Raw genomic sequence first — 17,491 nt, 5'->3', positions numbered from 1 at the left:
GTCACTCGCTGAGCGAGTGCAGGGCCTTGGTGTAGGCGGGCGGGACGTAGCTGGGGCCGCCGCCGGGGGTGAAGACGTCGGAGGTGGCGGCCGTGGCCCACGCGCTGTCCGGTACGGCGGCGACCAGCGTGCGGACGACCGGGGCGTCCCGCCAGTCCGGCTGCTGGGCGAGCAGGCTCAGTGCCACCACCGACTCCTCCACCTCGCCGACGCACTCGAACGGCTTGTGCCCGTCCACGCCGAGCAGCTCCCGGTAGCCGGGGATCTGCGACTCGTCGGCGAGCAGGTCACCGCCGAAGATATGGGTGATCCGCTCGCGGGACATGAACGGGGCCAGGGCCAGGAAGACGAACCGGCACTTGGGGCAGTCGCGGCACCAGCGCTCGCTGGCGTCGCGCAGCTTGAACGCCGCGTTGCAACTGGTCACGACGTCGTCGTACCGGTCGATGGTGGCGAACAGCCGGGCGATGTGCAGCTCCGACAGCGGGCGCAGCAGGGAGAAGTACGGTTCGGTGAGCCCGGCGTGCTCGGCCAGCGCCGCCCGGAGCAGCCCCTCGGCCTCGACGCCCTTGGACCACTGGTGGTTGACCTCGTGGCCGTTCCAGATGAGGTTCGGGTCGGAGGCGGAGCGCTCGTTGGACATGACCACCGGACCGAGCCCGTGCAGCACGGCGGTGGCGACCGCGATCAGCGAGTTGATCGCGGTGACCGGGATGTGCCCGTTGCGGGCGCCGGCCGCGTTCAGCTCGAACAGCACCGGGTCGAGGCGTCGCCGGGCGGCCAACGGGGTGAGCCCGGAGGCCGCGTTCACCGCGTTGATCACGTGGTTCGGGTTGACCGAGAAGGGGACCGGGTCCAGGCCGGCGCGACGCATCGCCTCCAGGCTGACGATCGAGTCCTTGCCGCCGCCGACCGCGCTGAGCGGTCGACGGTCCGAGTTGTCGTACTCGGTGACGGGAGTGACCCGGCCCTCCGGGATCACCGGGGACAGTTCGAGCACGTACGGCAACTGGTTGCGGTAGGCGTACTCGGCCAGGCCCTTGGTGTAGACGGCGGTGACGAACTCGGCGGCGGCCGGGCCCAGCGGCGCCGGCAGCACCACCTGCCCCGGCGCGGCGGCCTTGTAGTAGCTGACGCCGGCCACGACGTGCAGCAGCTCCAGCACCCGGCCGAGCGCCGCCACGGCGGCGTCCGACGGTGACTCCTCCGGCACCGGGAGCGTGATCACCTCGGTGAATCGCTGCTCGCCCTCGGGCCCGGTCAGGGCGTAGTCGAACAACGCCTCCCCGGTCGAGAGATCGATCGAGTAGGACGGGAAGGTGAACGCGTCCATCCGCGCCAGCTGCGTATTGGGCACACGCCATACTAGGCCCTGGTTCGTCCGGCCGTGCCCGGCTCCGCCGGACCCCGCACGTGCCCCGTTGCCGTCGCACCCGAGGAGAAGCTGTGCGCCTGTCTGACCTGCGCGGACGTACCGTCGCCGTCTGGGGGGCGGGTCGGGAGGGCCGGGCCGCGGTGATCGCGATCGCCGCCCACGGCCCGGCCGACCTGGTCGCCGTCGACGACAGCGCCAACTTCCTCTCGCTGCCCTGGGAAGGGCCGCTGGCGGAGGCGGCCCCGCTGGTCACCGGCGAGGAGGGCTTCGCCCGGTTGGCCGCCGCCGACGTGGTGGTCCGGTCGCCGGGGGTGCCGCAGACCCACCCGTGGCTGGTGGAGCTGCGCCGCCAGGGTGCCACCGTCACCCAGGGCACCTCGCTCTGGATGGCCGACCACGGCTCGCGCACCGTCGGGGTGACCGGCAGCAAGGGCAAGAGCACCACGTCGAGCCTGATCCACCACCTGCTGACCGCGGTGGACCTGCCGAACGTCTTCGGCGGCAACATCGGCGTACCGACGCTGGACCTGCCCGACGCCGAGCTGTACGTGCTGGAGCTGTCCAGCTACCAGTGCAGCGACCTGACCGACTCGCCCCGGGTCGCGGTGGTCACCGCCCTGTTCCCCGAGCACCTCGACGCGCACGGTGGCGAGCGGGAGTACTACCGGGACAAGCTCAACCTGCTGGCGTACGGGCCGAACACCTTGGTCGTCAACGGTGGCGACCCCCGGCTGCTTGTCGAGTTGGGCGACCGTGCGGCGGTACGCGCCGGCACTGCGGAGTCGGTGAACGTGGCCGCCGGCCCGGACGGCACGCCCTGGTTCCACCGGGTCGACCAGCCGTTGTTCCCCCGGGCGGTGCTGCCGTTGGTCGGTCGGCACAACGAGGGCAATCTCTGCGTGGCGCTGGCCGTGCTCGACGCCCTCGGCGTGGACCTGGTCGAGCGCAAGGACACCCTGGCCGTGGCGGTCGCGGGCTTCCAGGGGCTGGCCCACCGGTTGACCGAGATCGTCGACCCGTCCGGTCTGACCTTCGTCGACGACACGCTGGCGACCAGCCCGTACGCGGCCATGCACGCCATCGACGCGTACGACGGGCGGCCGTTGACCGTGATCGTCGGCGGTACCGACCGGGGCGTGGACTACACCCCGCTGCGCGAGCACCTGGCCGAGCGGGAGCTGACCGTGATCGGCATCCCGGACAGCGGAGCGCGCATCGTCGAGGCGCTGGACGGGCTGCCGAAGGTGCGTACCGAGCTGGTCGAGGACCTGGCCGACGCGGTCCAGTTGGCCCGGCAGGTCACGCCGGCCGGTGGCGTGGTCCTGCTCTCTCCGGCAGCGCCCAGCTACGGCCGGTTCCGCAACTTCGAGCACCGCTCGGAGGTCTTCGCCGAGGCGGTCCGCGCCACCGCCCCGGCCTGACCGTCAGCGGGTCCGGCCGTCGGGCTGACCGACCTCGGTCAGCGTGGTGTGCAGGGTCCGCATCGAGCGGATGGCCGAGCGGATCTCCTGGAGGTACCGGCCGGGGGTGAGGGTGGGCTCGGGCAGGCGGGTCAGGTCGGGCCGGGCGGGGTCCACTCCGACGGTGTCGATCTCGCAGCCGTACGGCACCGCCAGGGTGCGCAACGCGTCGCAGTGCTGGAACGGCACGTAGATCGGTGCGGTGACCAGCAGGACCGGCTCGCCGGGGGAGAGTCGGGCGTGCTCGGCCCAGAACCGCTGGGTGTCGGCGGTGTGCGCGCGTCGTCGTTGCGGCTCGCTCGACGGGGCGGCCAGCACCCGCACCGGCGGCAGCCCGGCCGGCTGGTAGGTCCGCGACGACCAGGAGTGGTGCGGATGTCCGGCGTCCACGCCGTCGGTGGCGTCCGGTTCGCGCAGCCCGAACGTGCGCCGGACCGCCGCGTCGAGCACGTCGACCTCGGTGTCTGCGCCGGCCACGTCGGCGTCGGCGAGGGTGCGGCGTTCCATCTCGGACAGCGGCCGGAAGCTGCCCAACACGGCCACCTCGCCGGTGACGTCGACCCGCTCGCGCAGCAGATGGGCGGCGTAGGTCACCCGGCGCAGGCAGGCGTGGGCCAGGCCGCCCAGCACCACCAGGTGTGCGTACCGGGTGCGGGCCGGTGGCCGGGGCCGGACCAGACCGAGCGTGTCCGCGGCGGCGAGGACCCGGGTGCGGCGGTTTGCGTCGAGGTCGGGTTCCCGGGCCTCGGGTCGCTCCCGGCCCGCCCGGAAGTCCCAGTGCGCGGCGGAGAACTCGTCGAGCGCGGCGAGTACGGCACCGAGGTCGCCGGCGGGCCATCGGCCGCCGAAGCAGGTCACCAGGTCCCGTATCGGCGGGCTGTCGATCCAGCGGCTGATGCCGTCGGTGATCGCGGCGGCCGGGTCGGCGGGGTCGCTGCACGGCAGCGGGACGGGATCGGGTGTGTCGGTGGGTGGCGGTGGTCCGGCCGGTCCGGCGGCAGGGGGTGACGCGGCCACGGGCGGTGGGACGGGACGCTCGGGCACGGATCGGATCGTACCGGCCGACGGCCCGGCGCGACGGTCGAGCGGCCCGCAGGGGCGGTGTGACGTGGGCAGGGTCGGCGGGTCGACGCGACCGCCCCGTTGCCGGTAGGTCGTACTCTGACCACATTCCGTGACGGGAGGTGGTCGATGGCATCACCACTGCGCCGGGTACAGCACGGCGGGTCCGGTGCACCGGTCGGCATCGCCCGGCTGATGGCGCACGCCGATCCGATCGCCCTGATCGGCATCGCGTTGTCGGTCACGCTCTCCGTGACGTTGGACCTGACCGGTGCGGCCAGCGGGGTGGAATCGCTGCTGGCCGGTCTGATGGGCATCACCATCTCGCTGCTGGTGGACTCGCTGGCCCGCGCCGAGCGGCGGTTCCAGCTGCGGACGCTGCTGGTCGGTCCGCCGTGGCTGGTGCAGGCCACCCCCGAGGTGGTCGCCGCCGTGCGGGAGGCGATCGACCGTCATCCCGGGAGCGGGGTGGCCGAGGAGACACAACGTCGGTTCGCGCGTTTCCAGGCCGACCTGGCCCAGTTGCGGCAGGGTCGCATCGTGCGTCCCGGCACCGACTACCAGGACATGCTGGCGGCCACCCGGGACTGCGTCCGGGAGGTGCAGGCGCTGACCAACGTGTTGCCCCGGCTCGCCTGGTGGCGCAGCGACATCGGCCGGCAGTACTGGACGGAGAACCAGGCCGCGCTGGCCCGTGGGGTGCGGATCACCCGGATCTTCACCTACACCGAACTCACCGACGAGGTGGTCGAGCTGGTGGCGGCGCAGCGCCGCGCCGGGGTCCGGGTGGGGCTCCTGGCCACCGTCGCGGTCCCCGCCGACCTGCACGTCAACCTGATCCGCTGGGACGGCACGGCGTGCTGGACGGCGGGCATGAGCGCCCACGGGGTGATCACCGAGAACCGGTACTCGGTGCACCCGGACGACGTGGCCCGGGCCGGGGACACCTTCGCCGCGTGCGCCGCGCTGGCGAACTTCGACGGCTGACCCGGCCCCGCCGGTGACCGCACAGGGCGTACTGCTGGTCACGGCGGTGGTCTGGGCGGTGAGCCTGATCCGCCCGCTGCACTGGCGGGCGTTCGTCGCGGCCCTGCCGGTGCCGATGACGGCGGCGCTGCTGGCCACCGACCACCGCGTCGACGGGGCGCAGGTGGTCGGGGTGGTCGGGCTCACCGTGTTCTTCGGCGTCGTGGCGGCGGCCCACCACCGGCTGCGCTGGCCGATCCTGCTGGCCGACGCGGCCGGCGTCGTGGCCTACCTGGCGCTCGCGGCGGCGGTACGGCCGTTCGTCCTGCCGTTCCTTCCCACGCTGGCCGTCGTCCTGGCGTTGTGGCTGCTGGCCGTGACGATCCTGCGCCGCCGCACCGCGCGGCACACCCTGGCCATCCGGCACACCTCGACCACCGGGCACGCCCCGGCCGCGCGGCTCGCACCGACGTCGGACACTCAGCCCGTCGGCGCGGTACGGCCGCCGGGCCGGCTGTCGGCGGTGCGACGCCTGCTGCTGATCCTCGCCGGTGCGGTACTGACCGGGCTGCTCGGCCAACTGCTGCGCGGGCTGGTGGTGACCTTCCCGTACGCCGGGGTGCTGGTGGCGGTGGAGGTCCGGCGGGACCTGCCCGCGTTCTGCCGGCACTTCCTGCGCAACAGCCTCGCCCTGCTCGGTTTCCTGACCGGTGTCCACCTGGGACAGGACGTCTCCGGGGCGGTCGCCATCGCCGCCGGGTGGGTGGGCTTCGCCCTGGTGGCGGTGGCCCTGCACGCCCCGGCGTACCGGCGGAGAGCTGACGGAAAACGCAAGCCGAGGCCCAGGGCCGCCACCGGAAACGTGGTCGAATCCGTTGCCGACGACGGAAAACGTTGACGTTCTGTCAACGGCTGCCGACCAGTGGGCGACACGTTGGCTCTTGTCCGGGCGGTGACGGTGGTGACACCGTCGCGGTGACCGCGAACCGAAGGGTGCGACGATGACCGACGATCTGCTGGCCCGGCACCGGGCCGTGCTGCCGTCCTGGATGCCGCTCTACTACGCCGAGCCGCTCGAAATCGTCTCCGGTGAAGGGCGCCGGGTCACCGACGCGCAGGGGCGTACCTACCTGGACTTCTTCGGCGGGGTGCTGACCAACATGATCGGCTACGACATCGCCGAGATCCGGGAGGCGGTGCAGCGGCAGTTGGCCACCGGCATCGTGCACACCTCGGCGCTCTATCTGATCCGGCAGCAGGTGGAGTTGGCCGAGAAGATCGCCCGGCTCTCCGGGATCCCGGACGCCCGGGTCTTCTTCACCAACTCCGGCAGCGAGGCCAACGAGGCGGCGCTGCTGATGGCCACCAACCACCGCCGCTCGCACCAGATCCTCGCGGTCCGCAACAGCTACCACGGCCGCACGTACGCGACGATGGGCGCCACCGGCAACCGGGGCTGGTCGGCCAGCGCGCTCAACCCACTCCAGGTGGCCTGGCTGCACTCCGGTGAGCGGCTGCGCGGCCTGCTGGCCCGGCTGCCCGAGGGCGACCGGGTCGACGCGGCGGTGGAGGACCTGCGTGAGGTGCTCGCCACCCAGACCTCCGGCGACGTGGCCTGTCTGATCGCCGAGCCGATCCAGGGCGTCGGCGGGTTCGTGCACGGGCCGGACGGCCTCTTCGCCGGCTGGAAGAAGGTCCTCGACGAACACGGCATCCTGCTCATCTCCGACGAGGTGCAGACCGGTTGGGGGCGGACCGGCGAGCACTTCTGGGGCTACCAGGCCCACGGCGTCACCCCCGACCTGCTCACCTTCGCCAAGGGCGTCGGCAACGGGTTCGCCCTCGCCGGGGTGGTCGGTCGGGCCGAGGTGCTGGAGGCGGTCCCGGCGATCAGCTTCTCCACCTTCGGCGGCAACCCGCTCAGCACCGCCGCCGGCAACGCCGTCCTGGACTACCTGCTCGACCACGACCTGCAGGCCAACGCCGCCCGGGTCGGCGCGATCATCGCTGACGGCCTGCGCGCCGAGGTGGCCGGTCTCGACCAGGTCGCCGAGGTACGCGGCAAGGGCCTGATGCTCGCCGTGGAGTTCGTCCGGCCGGGCACCGGCGAGCCGGACCCGGCGCTGACCGGGCGGGTGTTCGAGGCGTGCCGACAGGGTGGGCTGCTCGTCGGCAAGGGCGGCCTCTACGGCAACGTGCTGCGGATGGGGCCGCCGCTGACGCTCACCGAGGAGGAGGCCCGCGAGGGGCTGGCCGTCCTGGTCGAGGCGATCCGGGCCGCCAGCAGCGGGGAGGTTGACCAGTGAGCGCGAGGAGTGAGCCGGTTCTGCGAGCCCCGCAGTCGCGAACGGAAGGCGGTGCCCTGAACCTGATCGGGCACTTCGTGGACGGCAAGCGGGTGGGTGGCGCCTCGCCCCGGCGCGGGGACGTCTTCGACCCGGCCACCGGTCGGCGTACCGCAGAGGTGGAGCTGGCCTCCGTCGCGGACGTGGCGGTCGCGGTCGAGGCGGCCGAGCGCGCCGCGCGGACCTGGCGCGACGCGTCGTTGGCGAAGCGGACGGCGGTGCTGTTCGCCTTCCGGGAGCTGGTCAACGCCCGCCGGGACCGGCTCGCCGACGTGATCACCGCCGAGCACGGCAAGGTGCTCGCCGACGCCGCCGGGGAGGTGCAGCGCGGTCTGGAGGTCATCGAGTACGCCTGCGGCATCCCGTCGGCGCTGCGCGGCGGTTTCAGCGAGAACGTCTCCACCGAGGTCGACTCGTACAGTCTGCGGCAGCCGCTCGGGGTGGTCGCGGTGATCAGCCCGTTCAACTTCCCGGTGATGGTGCCGCTGTGGTTCGTGCCGGTGGCGGTCGCCGCCGGTAACGCCGTGGTGCTCAAGCCGAGCGAGAAGGACCCGAGTGCGGCGCTGCTGCTGGCGGAGTGGTTCGCCGAGGCGGGCCTGCCCGACGGGGTGCTGAACGTGGTCAACGGCGACGCCGAGGCCGTCGACGCGCTGCTGGACCACCCGACGGTCAGGGCGGTGTCCTTCGTCGGTTCCACCCCGGTGGCCCGGCACGTCTACCAGCGCGGCACCACGGCCGGTAAGCGGGTGCAGGCGCTCGGCGGTGCGAAGAACCACATGGTGGTGCTGCCCGACGGGGATCTGGACCTGGCCGCCGATGCGGCGGTCAACGCCGGGTTCGGGTCGGCGGGGGAGCGGTGCATGGCGATCTCGGCGCTGGTCGCGGTGGAGCCGGTCGCCGACGACCTGGTGGCCCGGATCGCGGAGCGGATGGCCGGGCTGCGCACCGGTGACGGGCGGCGTGGCTGCGACATGGGTCCGCTGGTCACCGCGGCGCACGCGGACCGGGTCCGGTCCTACGTCGAGGCGGGGGTGGCGGCCGGCGCGGTGGCGGTGGTGGACGGCCGGGACGTGACGCCCGACGGTGACCCGGACGGCTTCTGGCTGGGTCCGACGCTGTTCGACCGGGTCACCCCGGACATGTCGATCTACACCGACGAGATCTTCGGTCCGGTGCTCTCGGTGTTGCGCGTGGGCTCGTACGACGAGGCGGTGGCCCTGGTCAACGCCAGCCCGTACGGCAACGGCACGGCGATCTTCACCAACGACGGCGGTGCGGCCCGCCGCTACCAGCACGAGGTGGAGGCGGGCATGGTCGGTGTCAACGTGCCGATCCCGGTGCCGATGGCGTACTACTCGTTCGGCGGCTGGAAGGCGTCCCTCTTCGGTGACCTGCACGCGCACGGCGCCGACGGGGTGGCGTTCTTCACCCGGGGCAAGGTGGTCACCAGCAGGTGGCTGGACCCCCGCCACGGCGGGGTCAACCTCGGCTTCCCCACCCAGACCTGAGCAGGCGCAGGACACCCGCGCCGGCCAGGTAGGCGACCAGGGCGGCGGCCGGCAGCCCGAGCGGCTCGGGCGCGGTCTTGGCGGTGGCGCTGTTGGCCACCAGGGCGTACCCGACGGCGGCGAAACCGGCGACGGCCAGCACGCCCCGCACGGCCGCCCACCGGCGGGTCGGCCGCCCGTTGTCCGGCGGGCGGGCGGCGTCGGGTCGCTCCGGGGCGGCGGGCCCGTCCCGGCGGCTCGCGGTGGATCGGCCGGTGCGGGCCTCGATCGGGCCGAAGACCGCGACCAGCGCGGCGAGCACCACGGTGAGCAGCAGTACCCAGGGCAGCCGCCAGGCCAGCCAGGCCGCCGACCCGGCCGGCGGGGTGGGCAGGACACCCAGCCGGTCCAGCGCGCCGACCAGCAGGATCACCGCGCTCAGGTGCCACAGGAAGACGGTGAGCACGACCGAGTTGACGGCGATCACGATCTGCCAGGGTCGGCTGCGGTGCAGCCACCGTTCGGCCCGCTCGCGCAGCAGCAGGATCAGCCCGAGCTGGGCCGTGGCCACGGCCAGCAACGCCACGCTCGGCGGGGCCGCGTTGTCCAGTCGCTGTCCCGGCAGGTTGATCATGCTGACCGGGTACGGGCCCACGCTGGTGAGCAGCACCGCGACGCCCAGACCGGCGACGGCCAGGACCAGGGCGGCACGGCGGGACATCGGCAGGCAGCGGGTCCACCGGACCGCACCGGTCGGGTCGCAGTGCCCCCGGCGGGCGTCGTACCAGGCGAAGCCGACCTGGTGCACGGCCAACCAGCCGAGCAGGTAGTTGGGCAGGGCCGCCGTCTCGTAGCCGATCGCCCGCCCGACGTCCCCGGCGGCCACGAGCAGCGCCAACGCGACCGGTACAGCCAGTCCGAAACAGCGGTGCAGCGCGTACATGAGCGGGGTCAGCGGCACCACCACGAGATAGGCGGCGAGGAACCACAGCGGGATCGTGGCGAACCAGACGACGGTGCGGACCATGCTCGGCTCGACCCCGACCAGCCGGGCCGCCAGCGCGCTCCCGGCCAACACCAGCACCAACGCGCTGGTCGGACGCAGCAGGCGGGCGCTGCGCCCGAGCAGCCATCCGGCCGCGTCGCCGCCACGGCTGCGGTGTGCGGTCAGCGAGGCGGCGTTGGCGTAGCCGCCGACCAGGAAGAACACCGGCATCACCTGGACCGCCCAGGTCAGCGGATAGGCCCACGGGATCGCGGGCAGGGCGGAATGGCCGTCGGGCTGCCCGTGCTCGTCGTAGCCGATCGTCGCGACCGCCCAGTGTCCGAGGACGACCATGATGATCGCCAAGGCCCGCAGCAGGTCGAGGTAGCGCTCGCGGTCTGCCGGCGTCCGTGCGGCGAGTCGGGCCAGGCGGCGCATGGTCCGAGGGTATGCGCCCGGGACGCGCCACGGGCGGCTGACCGCTGTCCGGGGCGGCTGACCGCCGTCCGGGCGGAGCCGCCGAGAATGGGACGATGAGATCCGTGGACGGCACTCCGGTCACCCTCAGCCCGTACGACCCGCACTGGGCGGTGCTGTTCGGGCAGGAGCGGGTCGCCCTCGAAACCGTTCTGAAGCGGTGGCTGGTGGCGCCGGTCGAGCACATCGGCTCGACGTCGATTGCCGGCCTGGCGGCGAAACCGATCATCGACATGTTGGCGCCGGTCCGCAGCCTCTCAGAGGCGGTTGCCGCCATCGAAGTGGTGACCGCACTCGGCTACCGCAATGGTGTGCACCGCCCGGAGGAAGCGCACTATTTCTTCAAGCCGGCGACCGACAACTGGTGGGAGCGCACTCATCAGCTCCACCTCACCGAACCGACCTCGCTGCTGTGGCGGCGACGGATCGCGTTCCGCGATGCGCTGCGGGGACGCGCGGACTACCGGTCCCGGTACGAGCGACTCAAGCGCGATCTCGCGCAGGCTCACGGCGCTGACCTCGCGGCCTACGCCCGCAACAAGGACGACTTCGTCAACGAGGTCCTCGGTGTACGCGACAGGACGCAACCACCGACCGCCGGTCACCCGGATCGGTGACGGCCTGATCGCGCGGCTCGTCGGCGCTCCGCCGCAGCCGCGGTAGTCCGCCCCGACGCGTGGAACCGAGGACGGCACCCGACGGCCCGCCGCGCATGGGGTCCTCCCAGCCCTTTGCTCTGCGTCAACCGACGCAACAAATCCGCGCTGATTCCGTTGCGCGGGTTGACGCAGAGCAAAGGCGGTTGAGGAAGGTGGACCGGCTGCTTTCGGGAGTGCTCGACTGCCACATTCGGCAATGTCATCGGTCGATGTCCTGAAGTGTTGCCGCGAGTGCGAGTGCACATGCGAGCGTCGTGGCGTGGCCGTTGGCCGAGGTGGTCGGGGGCGGGTGGGTCAGGTGGGTGGGGGGACCAGGCGGGCGTGCAGGGCGGTCGGGTCGGTCACCTCGGGCAGTTCGCGGGCGGCCAGCCAGGCGGCTGCGGCGGCGCCGTCCCCGGCCGGTCGGACCGGGGCGTGCGGCCAGCGTCGCCGGGCCTCGGCGTGGACGGCGGCGGCCAACGGGGTGTCGCCGGTCAGCAGTCCGCCGCCGAGCACCAGGACGCCGGTGTCGTCGGCCGGTCGGACCCGGCTGACCGTGTCGGCGAGGTGAGTGCCGGCCGCGTCCAGCAGCGCGACCCCGGTGGGCTCGCCGGAGGCGGCGGCGTCGAGCACCAGCGGGGCGAGTCGGGACAGCTCCACCGGTGGGCGGCGGGTGACGACCTGCACGAGCGCGTCGACGGTGTCCCGGGGGCGGGGTGCGATCTCGGCGGAGCCGGTCAGTTCGGTGAGCACCCGTCGGCCGAGGTCGCCCGGGTCGGTGCCGCTGTCCAAAGCGGTGAGCAGCCGGCGTACCGCCGCTCGGCCGAGCCAGAAGCCGGAACCGGCGTCGCCGAGCAGCCAGCCGTGCCCGTCGGCGACGCGGTCCAGGCGCAGGTCGCGGACCTCGGCGGCGATGGCGCCGGTGCCGGCGACGAGAACGGTGCCCCGGGGTGCGGCGGTGCCCGAGGCGTACGCGATGAGGGCGTCGCCGTGCACCGCGTACGGGCAGTGGAGCCCGGCGGCCCGCCAGGCGTCGGCGAAGGCGGCGAGTCCGGTCGGGTCGGCCCGGAGGCGGCCCGCTCCGGCGAGCCCGATGGCGCCGGCGCGTACCCGGGTCGGGTCGATGCCGGCGAGTGCCGCGCGGAGGGCGGTCAGGAGTTCCCCGGCGGCACGGGTGGCGCCGTGGCTCGTGGGGTTGCCGCCGCCGGCTCGACCGGTGCCGAGGCGGGCGCCGTCGAGGGTCACGACGAGTGCCCGGGTGGACGTGCCGCCGATATCGAGGCCGATCACGACGGTGTCGGACATCGGCGCCCACCTCCTTGATCGATCTGCGTTCATGCTGGTCGCGGCGCCTCTCCAGAGCAAGACGGGGATCGGGCCCCGGACGGTGCGCCAGGTAACAGTTTGAAAACTTCGCCCACGGTCTTGACACGGAGGTGGCTTCAGTAAGAACTTTTACCACTATCAGTTAACAGTCTTTTCCGAAAGGCGTCCCATGGTTGATCACGAGGCGGACACCTCCGCGGGCACCGCGGTGGCCGACGCCGACCGGGTTGACCGGCGGAGCGCCCTCGGCGTCGCCTCGGGCGGGATACTCGCTCGGGTGCGCAGCGGGTCCGACGAGCTGACCGGCGCGCTGCGCCGGGTCGCCGAGCACGTCCTCAGCGACCCGGAGGCGGCGGCGCGGGCCACCATCGTCGAGTTGGCCGAGCGCAGCGGCACCTCACCGGCCACGGTCACCCGGTTCTGCCGGGCGATGGGCTTCGACGGCTACGCCGACCTGCGGCTGGGCATCGCGGCCGAGACCGGCCGGGCCCGGTCGGCCGGGTGGACCGTCGACATCGGACGCGAGATCCAGCCCAGCGACCCGCTGGACCGGGTCCTGGAACAGATCATGGCGGCCGACACCCGGGCCATGCACGACACCGCCGCGCTGCTCGACCTCGACGAGGTGGAACGGGCCGCGAACGCCATCGCCGGGGCCAGCCGGGTCAACATCTTCGGCGCCAGCGGCAGTGCCCTGGTCGGCGAGGAGATGCAGTTCAGCCTGCACCGCATCGGGGTGGCCGCCTGGGCGTGGAACGACGTGCACTCCGGGCTCGCCTCCGCCGCACTGCTGCGCCCGGGCGACGTCGCGCTGGGCATCTCGCACAGCGGCCAGACCCGGGAGGCCATCGAGATGGTGGCCGAGGGCGGCAGCCGGGGCGCGACCACGATCGCGCTGACCGGGTTCCGTCGCTCGCCGCTGGCCGAACTGGCCGACATCGTGCTGCTGACCGCCAGTCACGCCACCACGTTCCGCCCGGACGCGCTGTCGGCCCGGCATCCGCAACTGGTCGTCCTCGACCTGCTCTACATCGCGGTCGCCCAGCGCACCCACGACCGCGCACACGCGGCCTTCCGGCGTACCGCCCAGGCCGTCGACGGACACAAGGCCGCGAGGGGAGCCAGCGCATGATCAGCGCCCAGGGGTACGCGGACGCCGTCCGCCCCGTCCTCGACCGTCTCGTCGACGGGGGGCACGAGCCGCTCGGCCGCGCCGCCGACCTGATCGCCGCCAGCCTGCGCGACGGCGGGGTGCTCCAGGCGTTCGGCGCCGGGCACTCCGAGGCGTTCGCCGCCGAGTTGGTGGCCCGGGCCGGCGGGCTGGTGCCCACCAACCGGATCACCCTGCACGACCTGGTGCTGCACGGCGACGCCCCGCGTGACGTGCTCGCCGACCCGAAGCTGGAGCGCGACCCGGCCATCGCCCACCAGCTCTACGAGATCGCCGCGCCGCAGCCGCAGGACGTGTTCGTGGTGGCGTCCCAGTCCGGCATCAACGGCTCGGTGGTCGAACTGGCCCTGTTGGTCACCGGTCGCGGTCACCCGTTGATCGCGGTCACCTCGGTCGAGCACACCGGACGGGTCGCCCCGCGCCACCCGTCCGGCCGGCGGCTCGTCGATCTCGCCGACGTCGTGCTGGACAACGGCGCGCCGTACGGCGACGCACTGCTGCCGCTCGAGGGCGGCGGCGCGGTCTGTGCGGTCTCCTCGGTCACCTCGGCGCTGCTGGCGCAGCTGCTGACCGCAGAGGTCGTACGACGGTTCCACCAGGCCGGAGAGGCACCCCCTATCTACCTCTCCGCCAACGTCCCCGGTGGGGACGAGCACAACCTCGCCCTCGAGTCGCGGTACGCCGGACGTCTCCGGCGTACCGCCTGACCCGACACCACAAGGAGAGTCAGAGATGACCGTTTCCCCCGATCTGAACCGCCGGACCCTGCTGCGCCGCGCGGCCGCCGCGGGCCTCCTGGTGACCCCGGCCGCGGGTCTGCTCAGCGCCTGCGCGGGCAGCACGCCCAGCGAGAACACCGACAACGCCGGGGAGAAGAGCACCGACAACCCCTTCGGCGTGCAGGCCGACAGCGCCGTGAAGGTGGTCATCTTCAACGGTGGGCTGGGTGACGCCTGGGCGAAGGAAGACCAGGCGATCTTCAACGCCAAGCACCCGAACATCACCGTCAACATGAGCTCCACCCAGAAGATCAAGACCGAAGAGCAGCCCAAGATGGCGACGCAGCCCAGCGACGTCGTGATGAACTCGGGCGCGGACATGATGGACATCAGCACCCTGGTCAACGAGGGCGCCATCGAGCCGCTGGACGACCTGCTCGCCGCCCCGGCCTGGGAGGGTGGGGGCACCGTCGCCGACACCCTGCTGCCCGGCACCGTCGCCGACGGCACCTTCCAGGGCAAGTTCTACGTGGTGAACATCGCCTACACGGTCTGGGGCAACTGGTACAACTCGGCTCTGTTCGACCGGGAGGGCTGGGCACCGCCGAAGACCTTCGACGAGTTCTTCGCCCTCGCCCCCAAGATCAAGGCCAAGGGCTTGTCGCCGTACGTCTACGACGCCGTGCACGGCTACTACCCGCGTTGGGCCCTGATGGCCACGGTCTGGAAGTCGGCCGGCAAGCAGGCGGTCATCGACATCGACAACCTCAAGGAGAACGCCTGGCGCGCCGACGGCATCCTGCCGGCCCTGGAGGTGTGGGAGAAGCTGGTCAAGGACAAGCTGGTGCTCCCGGGCAAGCTCGACCACACCCAGTCGCAGCAGGCCTGGCTCGACGGCAAGGCGGCCTTCATCCAGGTCGGCACCTGGCTCAAGAACGAGATGGCGGCGACCATCCCGCCGGGCTTCGAGATGAAGATCTCCGACTACTGGGGCCTGGGCGCCACCGACAAGGCGCCCAACGACGTCTACGCCGGTGCGGGCGAGGGCATCGTGGTGCCGAGCAAGGCCCCGAACAAGGCGGCTGCCAAGGAGTTCCTGCGGGCGGTGCTCTCCAAGGCCGGTTCGGCGAAGTTCGCCGAGCTGACCAAGTCGCTCGCCTCCACCGCCGGCTCCGGCGACAACGTCCAGGACTCGGCGCTGGCCAGCGCCAACGAACTGATGAAGAACGCGCCGAAGGACCTGGTCTCGATCAAGTTCTGGAACTTCTACGCGGACCTGGACAAGGAGAGCCAGAACCTCTCCCAGGAGCTGATGGCCGGCCGGCTCACCGCCGCGCAGTTCGTCGACAAGATGCAGGCCGCCGCCGACAAGGTCGCCAAGGACTCGTCCATCACCAAGCAGACCCGCGACGCGTGACACCCGCCGGACCCAACCGAACGAGGAAGTGAGAGACATGCGGCACGGTGTTGGCCGTTTCGTCACGGGTTTCCTGGCACTGCCGGTCGGCCTCTACGTCTTCTACGTGGTGTGGCCATTCCTGCAGGCTGCCGGGTACTCGCTGACCGACTGGGGAGGCTACTCCGACAGGCAGCAGTTCGTCGGGCTGGACAACTACATCCGGCTGTTCTCCGACGAGCTGATCAGGAAGGCGTTCTGGCACAACGTCTTCTTCCTGATCACCGTGCCGCTGTTCACCATCGCGCTGGCCCTGTTCCTCGCGTTCCTGCTCAACGTGGGCGGACGCGAGGACAAGGCCGGCATCCGGGGCGTCTTCGGCTCCGGGTTCTACAAAGTGATCTTCTTCTTCCCCCAGGTGCTCTCCCTGGTCGTCATCGCGGTGATGTGGCAGCAGATCTACCGCGCCGACAGCCAGGGCCTGATCAACGGCCTCCTGATGAAGATCGGGCTGGTCAGCGAGGAAGACCCGATCACCTTCATGTACGACCCGGAGCCCTTCCTCGGCGTACCGGCGGTGTTGTGGTGGCTGTTGCTGATCGCGGTCTGGAGCGGCGCCGGTTTCTACATGGTGCTGTTCTCGGCGGCCATGCAGTCGATCCCGAAGGACGTCTACGAGGCGGCCATCCTCGACGGCGCGGGACGCTTCCACACCTTCTTCCGGATCACCCTGCCGCTGCTGCGGGACACCGTCTCGGTGGCCTGGGTCTACCTGGGCTTCATCGCCCTGGACATGTACGCCCTGGTCTTCGTGATGACCCCCAGCCAGGGCGGGCCCAACCACGCCAGCGAGATCTTCGCGTCGGTGCTGAACTTCACCGCCTTCCAGAAGGGCCAGTTCGGCTACGCCTGCGCGATGGGCGTGGCGCTGGCGATCTTCACGATCCTGCTGGCCGCGCTCCAGCTCCGGATCACCCGTCGTGAGCGGATCGAGTACTGAGGAGACCTGGACGATGAGCACGGTGACCCACACCCCGGGTGGCCAGGCCGGGCCCGACCAGGCCCCGCCGCCGGGGCGTACGCCGGCCGAACGCGCCGCCGTCGGTGGCGGTCGTGCCGGGGCACGGTTCTTCAACGGCTTCTCGCACCTGTTCCTCGCCGTCTGGGCGATCATGGTGGTCTACCCGCTGCTGTGGGTGGTGATGTCGGCGCTCAAGACCGACTCGGAGGTGATCCGCAAGCCGCTGTCGCTCATCCCCGAGCAGTTGCAGTGGGACAACTTCGCCCGGGCCTGGACCGAGGGCCACATCGGCGAGTTCTTCCTCAACACCGTGCTGGTGTTGACCGGCAGCGTCTTCCTCACCATGCTGCTCGGCTCGATGGCCGCCTACGTGCTCGCCCGCTACGAGTTCCCCGGCAACCGGCTGATCTACTACATGTTCCTGTCCGGCCTGACCCTGCCGATCTACCTCGCCGCGGTGCCGCTGTTCAAGGGCGTCTACAACACCGGTGTGGTGCTGCCGTTCCTCGGCCCGAACAAGCACCTGATGCTGATCCTGGTCTACGTGGCGTGGTCGCTGGCGTTCACCGTCTTCTTCATGCACTCGTTCTTCCGGACGCTGCCCAACGCGATCGCGGAGGCGGGCATGGTCGACGGGGCCTCGCACAGCCGGCTGTTCTTCAGCGTGATGCTGCCGATGGCCAAGCCCGGCCTGATCAGCATCGGCATCTTCAACGTGCTCGGCCAGTGGAACCAGTGGTACCTGCCGACCCTGCTCATGCAGTCGGTGGCCGGTGAGCCGAAGAACCAGGTCATCTCCCAGGGCCTGATCGAGCTCTCGGTCAACCAGGGCTACCGCTCCGACTGGTCCGGCCTGTTCGCCGGGGTGACGATGGCGATGCTGCCGGTGTTGATCGTGTATATCGTCTTCCAGCGCCAGGTGCAGTCCGGCCTCACCGCCGGCGTCAGCAAGTAGCGCCCGTCGTCCGCCCCCGGCCCACCGGCCGGGGCACATGCGGCGGTGATGGTCGGTGCGGCGCCGCGTTCGCCCGGTGCCACCCGGACGCCCTCCGGGGCGGCACCG

The 17,491-nt window shown here is 71.8% G+C and carries 15 protein-coding genes; 11 read left to right on the top strand and 4 right to left on the bottom strand.

Annotation, left to right across the window (positions count from 1 at the left end; all coding sequences use genetic code 11):
- Window position 1: 1 nt before the first annotated feature.
- On the bottom strand, window positions 2-1,357 hold the full coding sequence (locus tag ACWDVW_RS20695; protein WP_449951282.1) for a hypothetical protein: 1,356 nt from the start codon (window positions 1,355-1,357) through the stop codon (window positions 2-4).
- A gap of 89 nt (window positions 1,358-1,446) precedes the next feature.
- Between ACWDVW_RS20695 and murD the strand changes: the two genes are divergently transcribed.
- Window positions 1,447-2,796 (top strand): UDP-N-acetylmuramoyl-L-alanine--D-glutamate ligase, encoded by a 1,350-nt coding sequence (gene murD / locus ACWDVW_RS20690; protein ID WP_449951280.1) that lies wholly within the window; start codon window positions 1,447-1,449, stop codon window positions 2,794-2,796.
- Between the two features lie 3 nt (window positions 2,797-2,799).
- On the opposite strand, the gene ACWDVW_RS20685 is transcribed toward murD, so the two are convergent.
- Entirely contained in the window at window positions 2,800-3,879 is a 1,080-nt protein-coding gene (locus ACWDVW_RS20685; RefSeq protein WP_449951277.1) for a hypothetical protein, read from the bottom strand.
- A gap of 147 nt (window positions 3,880-4,026) precedes the next feature.
- On the opposite strand from ACWDVW_RS20685, the gene ACWDVW_RS20680 reads away from it, so the two are divergent.
- From ACWDVW_RS20680 to ACWDVW_RS20665, 4 genes are all read left to right on the top strand, one after another.
- On the top strand, window positions 4,027-4,884 hold the full coding sequence (locus ACWDVW_RS20680) for a hypothetical protein (RefSeq protein WP_449951274.1): 858 nt from the start codon (window positions 4,027-4,029) through the stop codon (window positions 4,882-4,884).
- A 13-nt stretch (window positions 4,885-4,897) separates the two neighbouring features.
- Window positions 4,898-5,761, top strand: coding sequence for a hypothetical protein (locus ACWDVW_RS20675; RefSeq protein WP_449951271.1), 864 nt, complete (start codon window positions 4,898-4,900; stop codon window positions 5,759-5,761).
- A gap of 103 nt (window positions 5,762-5,864) precedes the next feature.
- Window positions 5,865-7,169 carry an aspartate aminotransferase family protein gene (locus tag ACWDVW_RS20670; protein ID WP_449951268.1) on the top strand — a complete coding sequence of 435 codons (1,305 nt, stop codon included), beginning with the start codon at window positions 5,865-5,867 and terminating at the stop codon, window positions 7,167-7,169.
- Between the two features lie 56 nt (window positions 7,170-7,225).
- A complete protein-coding gene (locus tag ACWDVW_RS20665; RefSeq protein ID WP_449951424.1) occupies window positions 7,226-8,716 on the top strand; it encodes a CoA-acylating methylmalonate-semialdehyde dehydrogenase in 1,491 nt (496 codons plus the stop codon).
- Here the strand turns inward: ACWDVW_RS20665 and ACWDVW_RS20660 are convergent.
- Window positions 8,688-10,118, bottom strand: a complete 1,431-nt coding sequence (locus ACWDVW_RS20660) for an acyltransferase family protein (protein ID WP_449951265.1) — start codon at window positions 10,116-10,118, stop codon at window positions 8,688-8,690. The two genes, ACWDVW_RS20665 and ACWDVW_RS20660, sit on opposite strands and share 29 nt — an antisense overlap.
- Window positions 10,119-10,222: 104 nt before the next feature.
- On the opposite strand from ACWDVW_RS20660, the gene ACWDVW_RS20655 reads away from it, so the two are divergent.
- Entirely contained in the window at window positions 10,223-10,774 is a 552-nt protein-coding gene (locus tag ACWDVW_RS20655) for a GrpB family protein (RefSeq protein ID WP_449951262.1), read from the top strand.
- Between the two features lie 336 nt (window positions 10,775-11,110).
- On the opposite strand, the gene ACWDVW_RS20650 is transcribed toward ACWDVW_RS20655, so the two are convergent.
- On the bottom strand, window positions 11,111-12,100 hold the full coding sequence (locus ACWDVW_RS20650; protein ID WP_449951260.1) for an N-acetylglucosamine kinase: 990 nt from the start codon (window positions 12,098-12,100) through the stop codon (window positions 11,111-11,113).
- 190 nt (window positions 12,101-12,290) lie between these two features.
- Between ACWDVW_RS20650 and ACWDVW_RS20645 the strand changes: the two genes are divergently transcribed.
- From ACWDVW_RS20645 to ACWDVW_RS20625, 5 genes are read left to right on the top strand one after another with little or no spacing between them, the layout of a single operon-like run.
- Window positions 12,291-13,253 (top strand): MurR/RpiR family transcriptional regulator, encoded by a 963-nt coding sequence (locus ACWDVW_RS20645; protein WP_449951259.1) that lies wholly within the window; start codon window positions 12,291-12,293, stop codon window positions 13,251-13,253.
- Window positions 13,250-13,999, top strand: a complete 750-nt coding sequence (locus ACWDVW_RS20640) for a sugar isomerase domain-containing protein (RefSeq protein ID WP_396743239.1) — start codon at window positions 13,250-13,252, stop codon at window positions 13,997-13,999. The genes ACWDVW_RS20645 and ACWDVW_RS20640 overlap by 4 nt, the downstream gene beginning before the upstream one ends.
- Before the next feature lie 25 nt (window positions 14,000-14,024).
- Window positions 14,025-15,428 (top strand): N-acetylglucosamine/diacetylchitobiose ABC transporter substrate-binding protein, encoded by a 1,404-nt coding sequence (gene ngcE, locus ACWDVW_RS20635; RefSeq protein WP_449951256.1) that lies wholly within the window; start codon window positions 14,025-14,027, stop codon window positions 15,426-15,428.
- Window positions 15,429-15,465: 37 nt separating this feature from the next.
- Entirely contained in the window at window positions 15,466-16,407 is a 942-nt protein-coding gene (locus ACWDVW_RS20630) for a carbohydrate ABC transporter permease (protein WP_131055513.1), read from the top strand.
- A gap of 13 nt (window positions 16,408-16,420) precedes the next feature.
- Window positions 16,421-17,383 carry a carbohydrate ABC transporter permease gene (locus tag ACWDVW_RS20625; protein ID WP_449951253.1) on the top strand — a complete coding sequence of 321 codons (963 nt, stop codon included), beginning with the start codon at window positions 16,421-16,423 and terminating at the stop codon, window positions 17,381-17,383.
- Window positions 17,384-17,491: the final 108 nt, after the last annotated feature.

The sequence above is a fragment of the Micromonospora sp. NPDC003241 genome (genome assembly GCF_053589795.1).
Note: the sequence above shows the minus strand (reverse complement) of the source record. Positions and strands in the feature narration are given on the sequence as shown.

Excerpts from the sequence above, each read along its gene's own strand:
- ACWDVW_RS20625 (WP_449951253.1), top strand. The coding sequence starts at position 16,421 with ATGAGCACGGTGACCCACACCCCGGGTGGCCAGGCCGGGCCCGACCAG.
- ACWDVW_RS20640 (WP_396743239.1), top strand. The coding sequence starts at position 13,250 with ATGATCAGCGCCCAGGGGTACGCGGACGCCGTCCGCCCCGTCCTCGAC.
- ACWDVW_RS20630 (WP_131055513.1), top strand. The coding sequence starts at position 15,466 with ATGCGGCACGGTGTTGGCCGTTTCGTCACGGGTTTCCTGGCACTGCCG.
- ACWDVW_RS20680 (WP_449951274.1), top strand. The coding sequence starts at position 4,027 with ATGGCATCACCACTGCGCCGGGTACAGCACGGCGGGTCCGGTGCACCG.
- ngcE (WP_449951256.1), top strand. The coding sequence starts at position 14,025 with ATGACCGTTTCCCCCGATCTGAACCGCCGGACCCTGCTGCGCCGCGCG.
- ACWDVW_RS20660 (WP_449951265.1), bottom strand. The coding sequence starts at position 10,118 with ATGCGCCGCCTGGCCCGACTCGCCGCACGGACGCCGGCAGACCGCGAG.
- ACWDVW_RS20645 (WP_449951259.1), top strand. The coding sequence starts at position 12,291 with ATGGTTGATCACGAGGCGGACACCTCCGCGGGCACCGCGGTGGCCGAC.
- ACWDVW_RS20650 (WP_449951260.1), bottom strand. The coding sequence starts at position 12,100 with ATGTCCGACACCGTCGTGATCGGCCTCGATATCGGCGGCACGTCCACC.
- ACWDVW_RS20670 (WP_449951268.1), top strand. The coding sequence starts at position 5,865 with ATGACCGACGATCTGCTGGCCCGGCACCGGGCCGTGCTGCCGTCCTGG.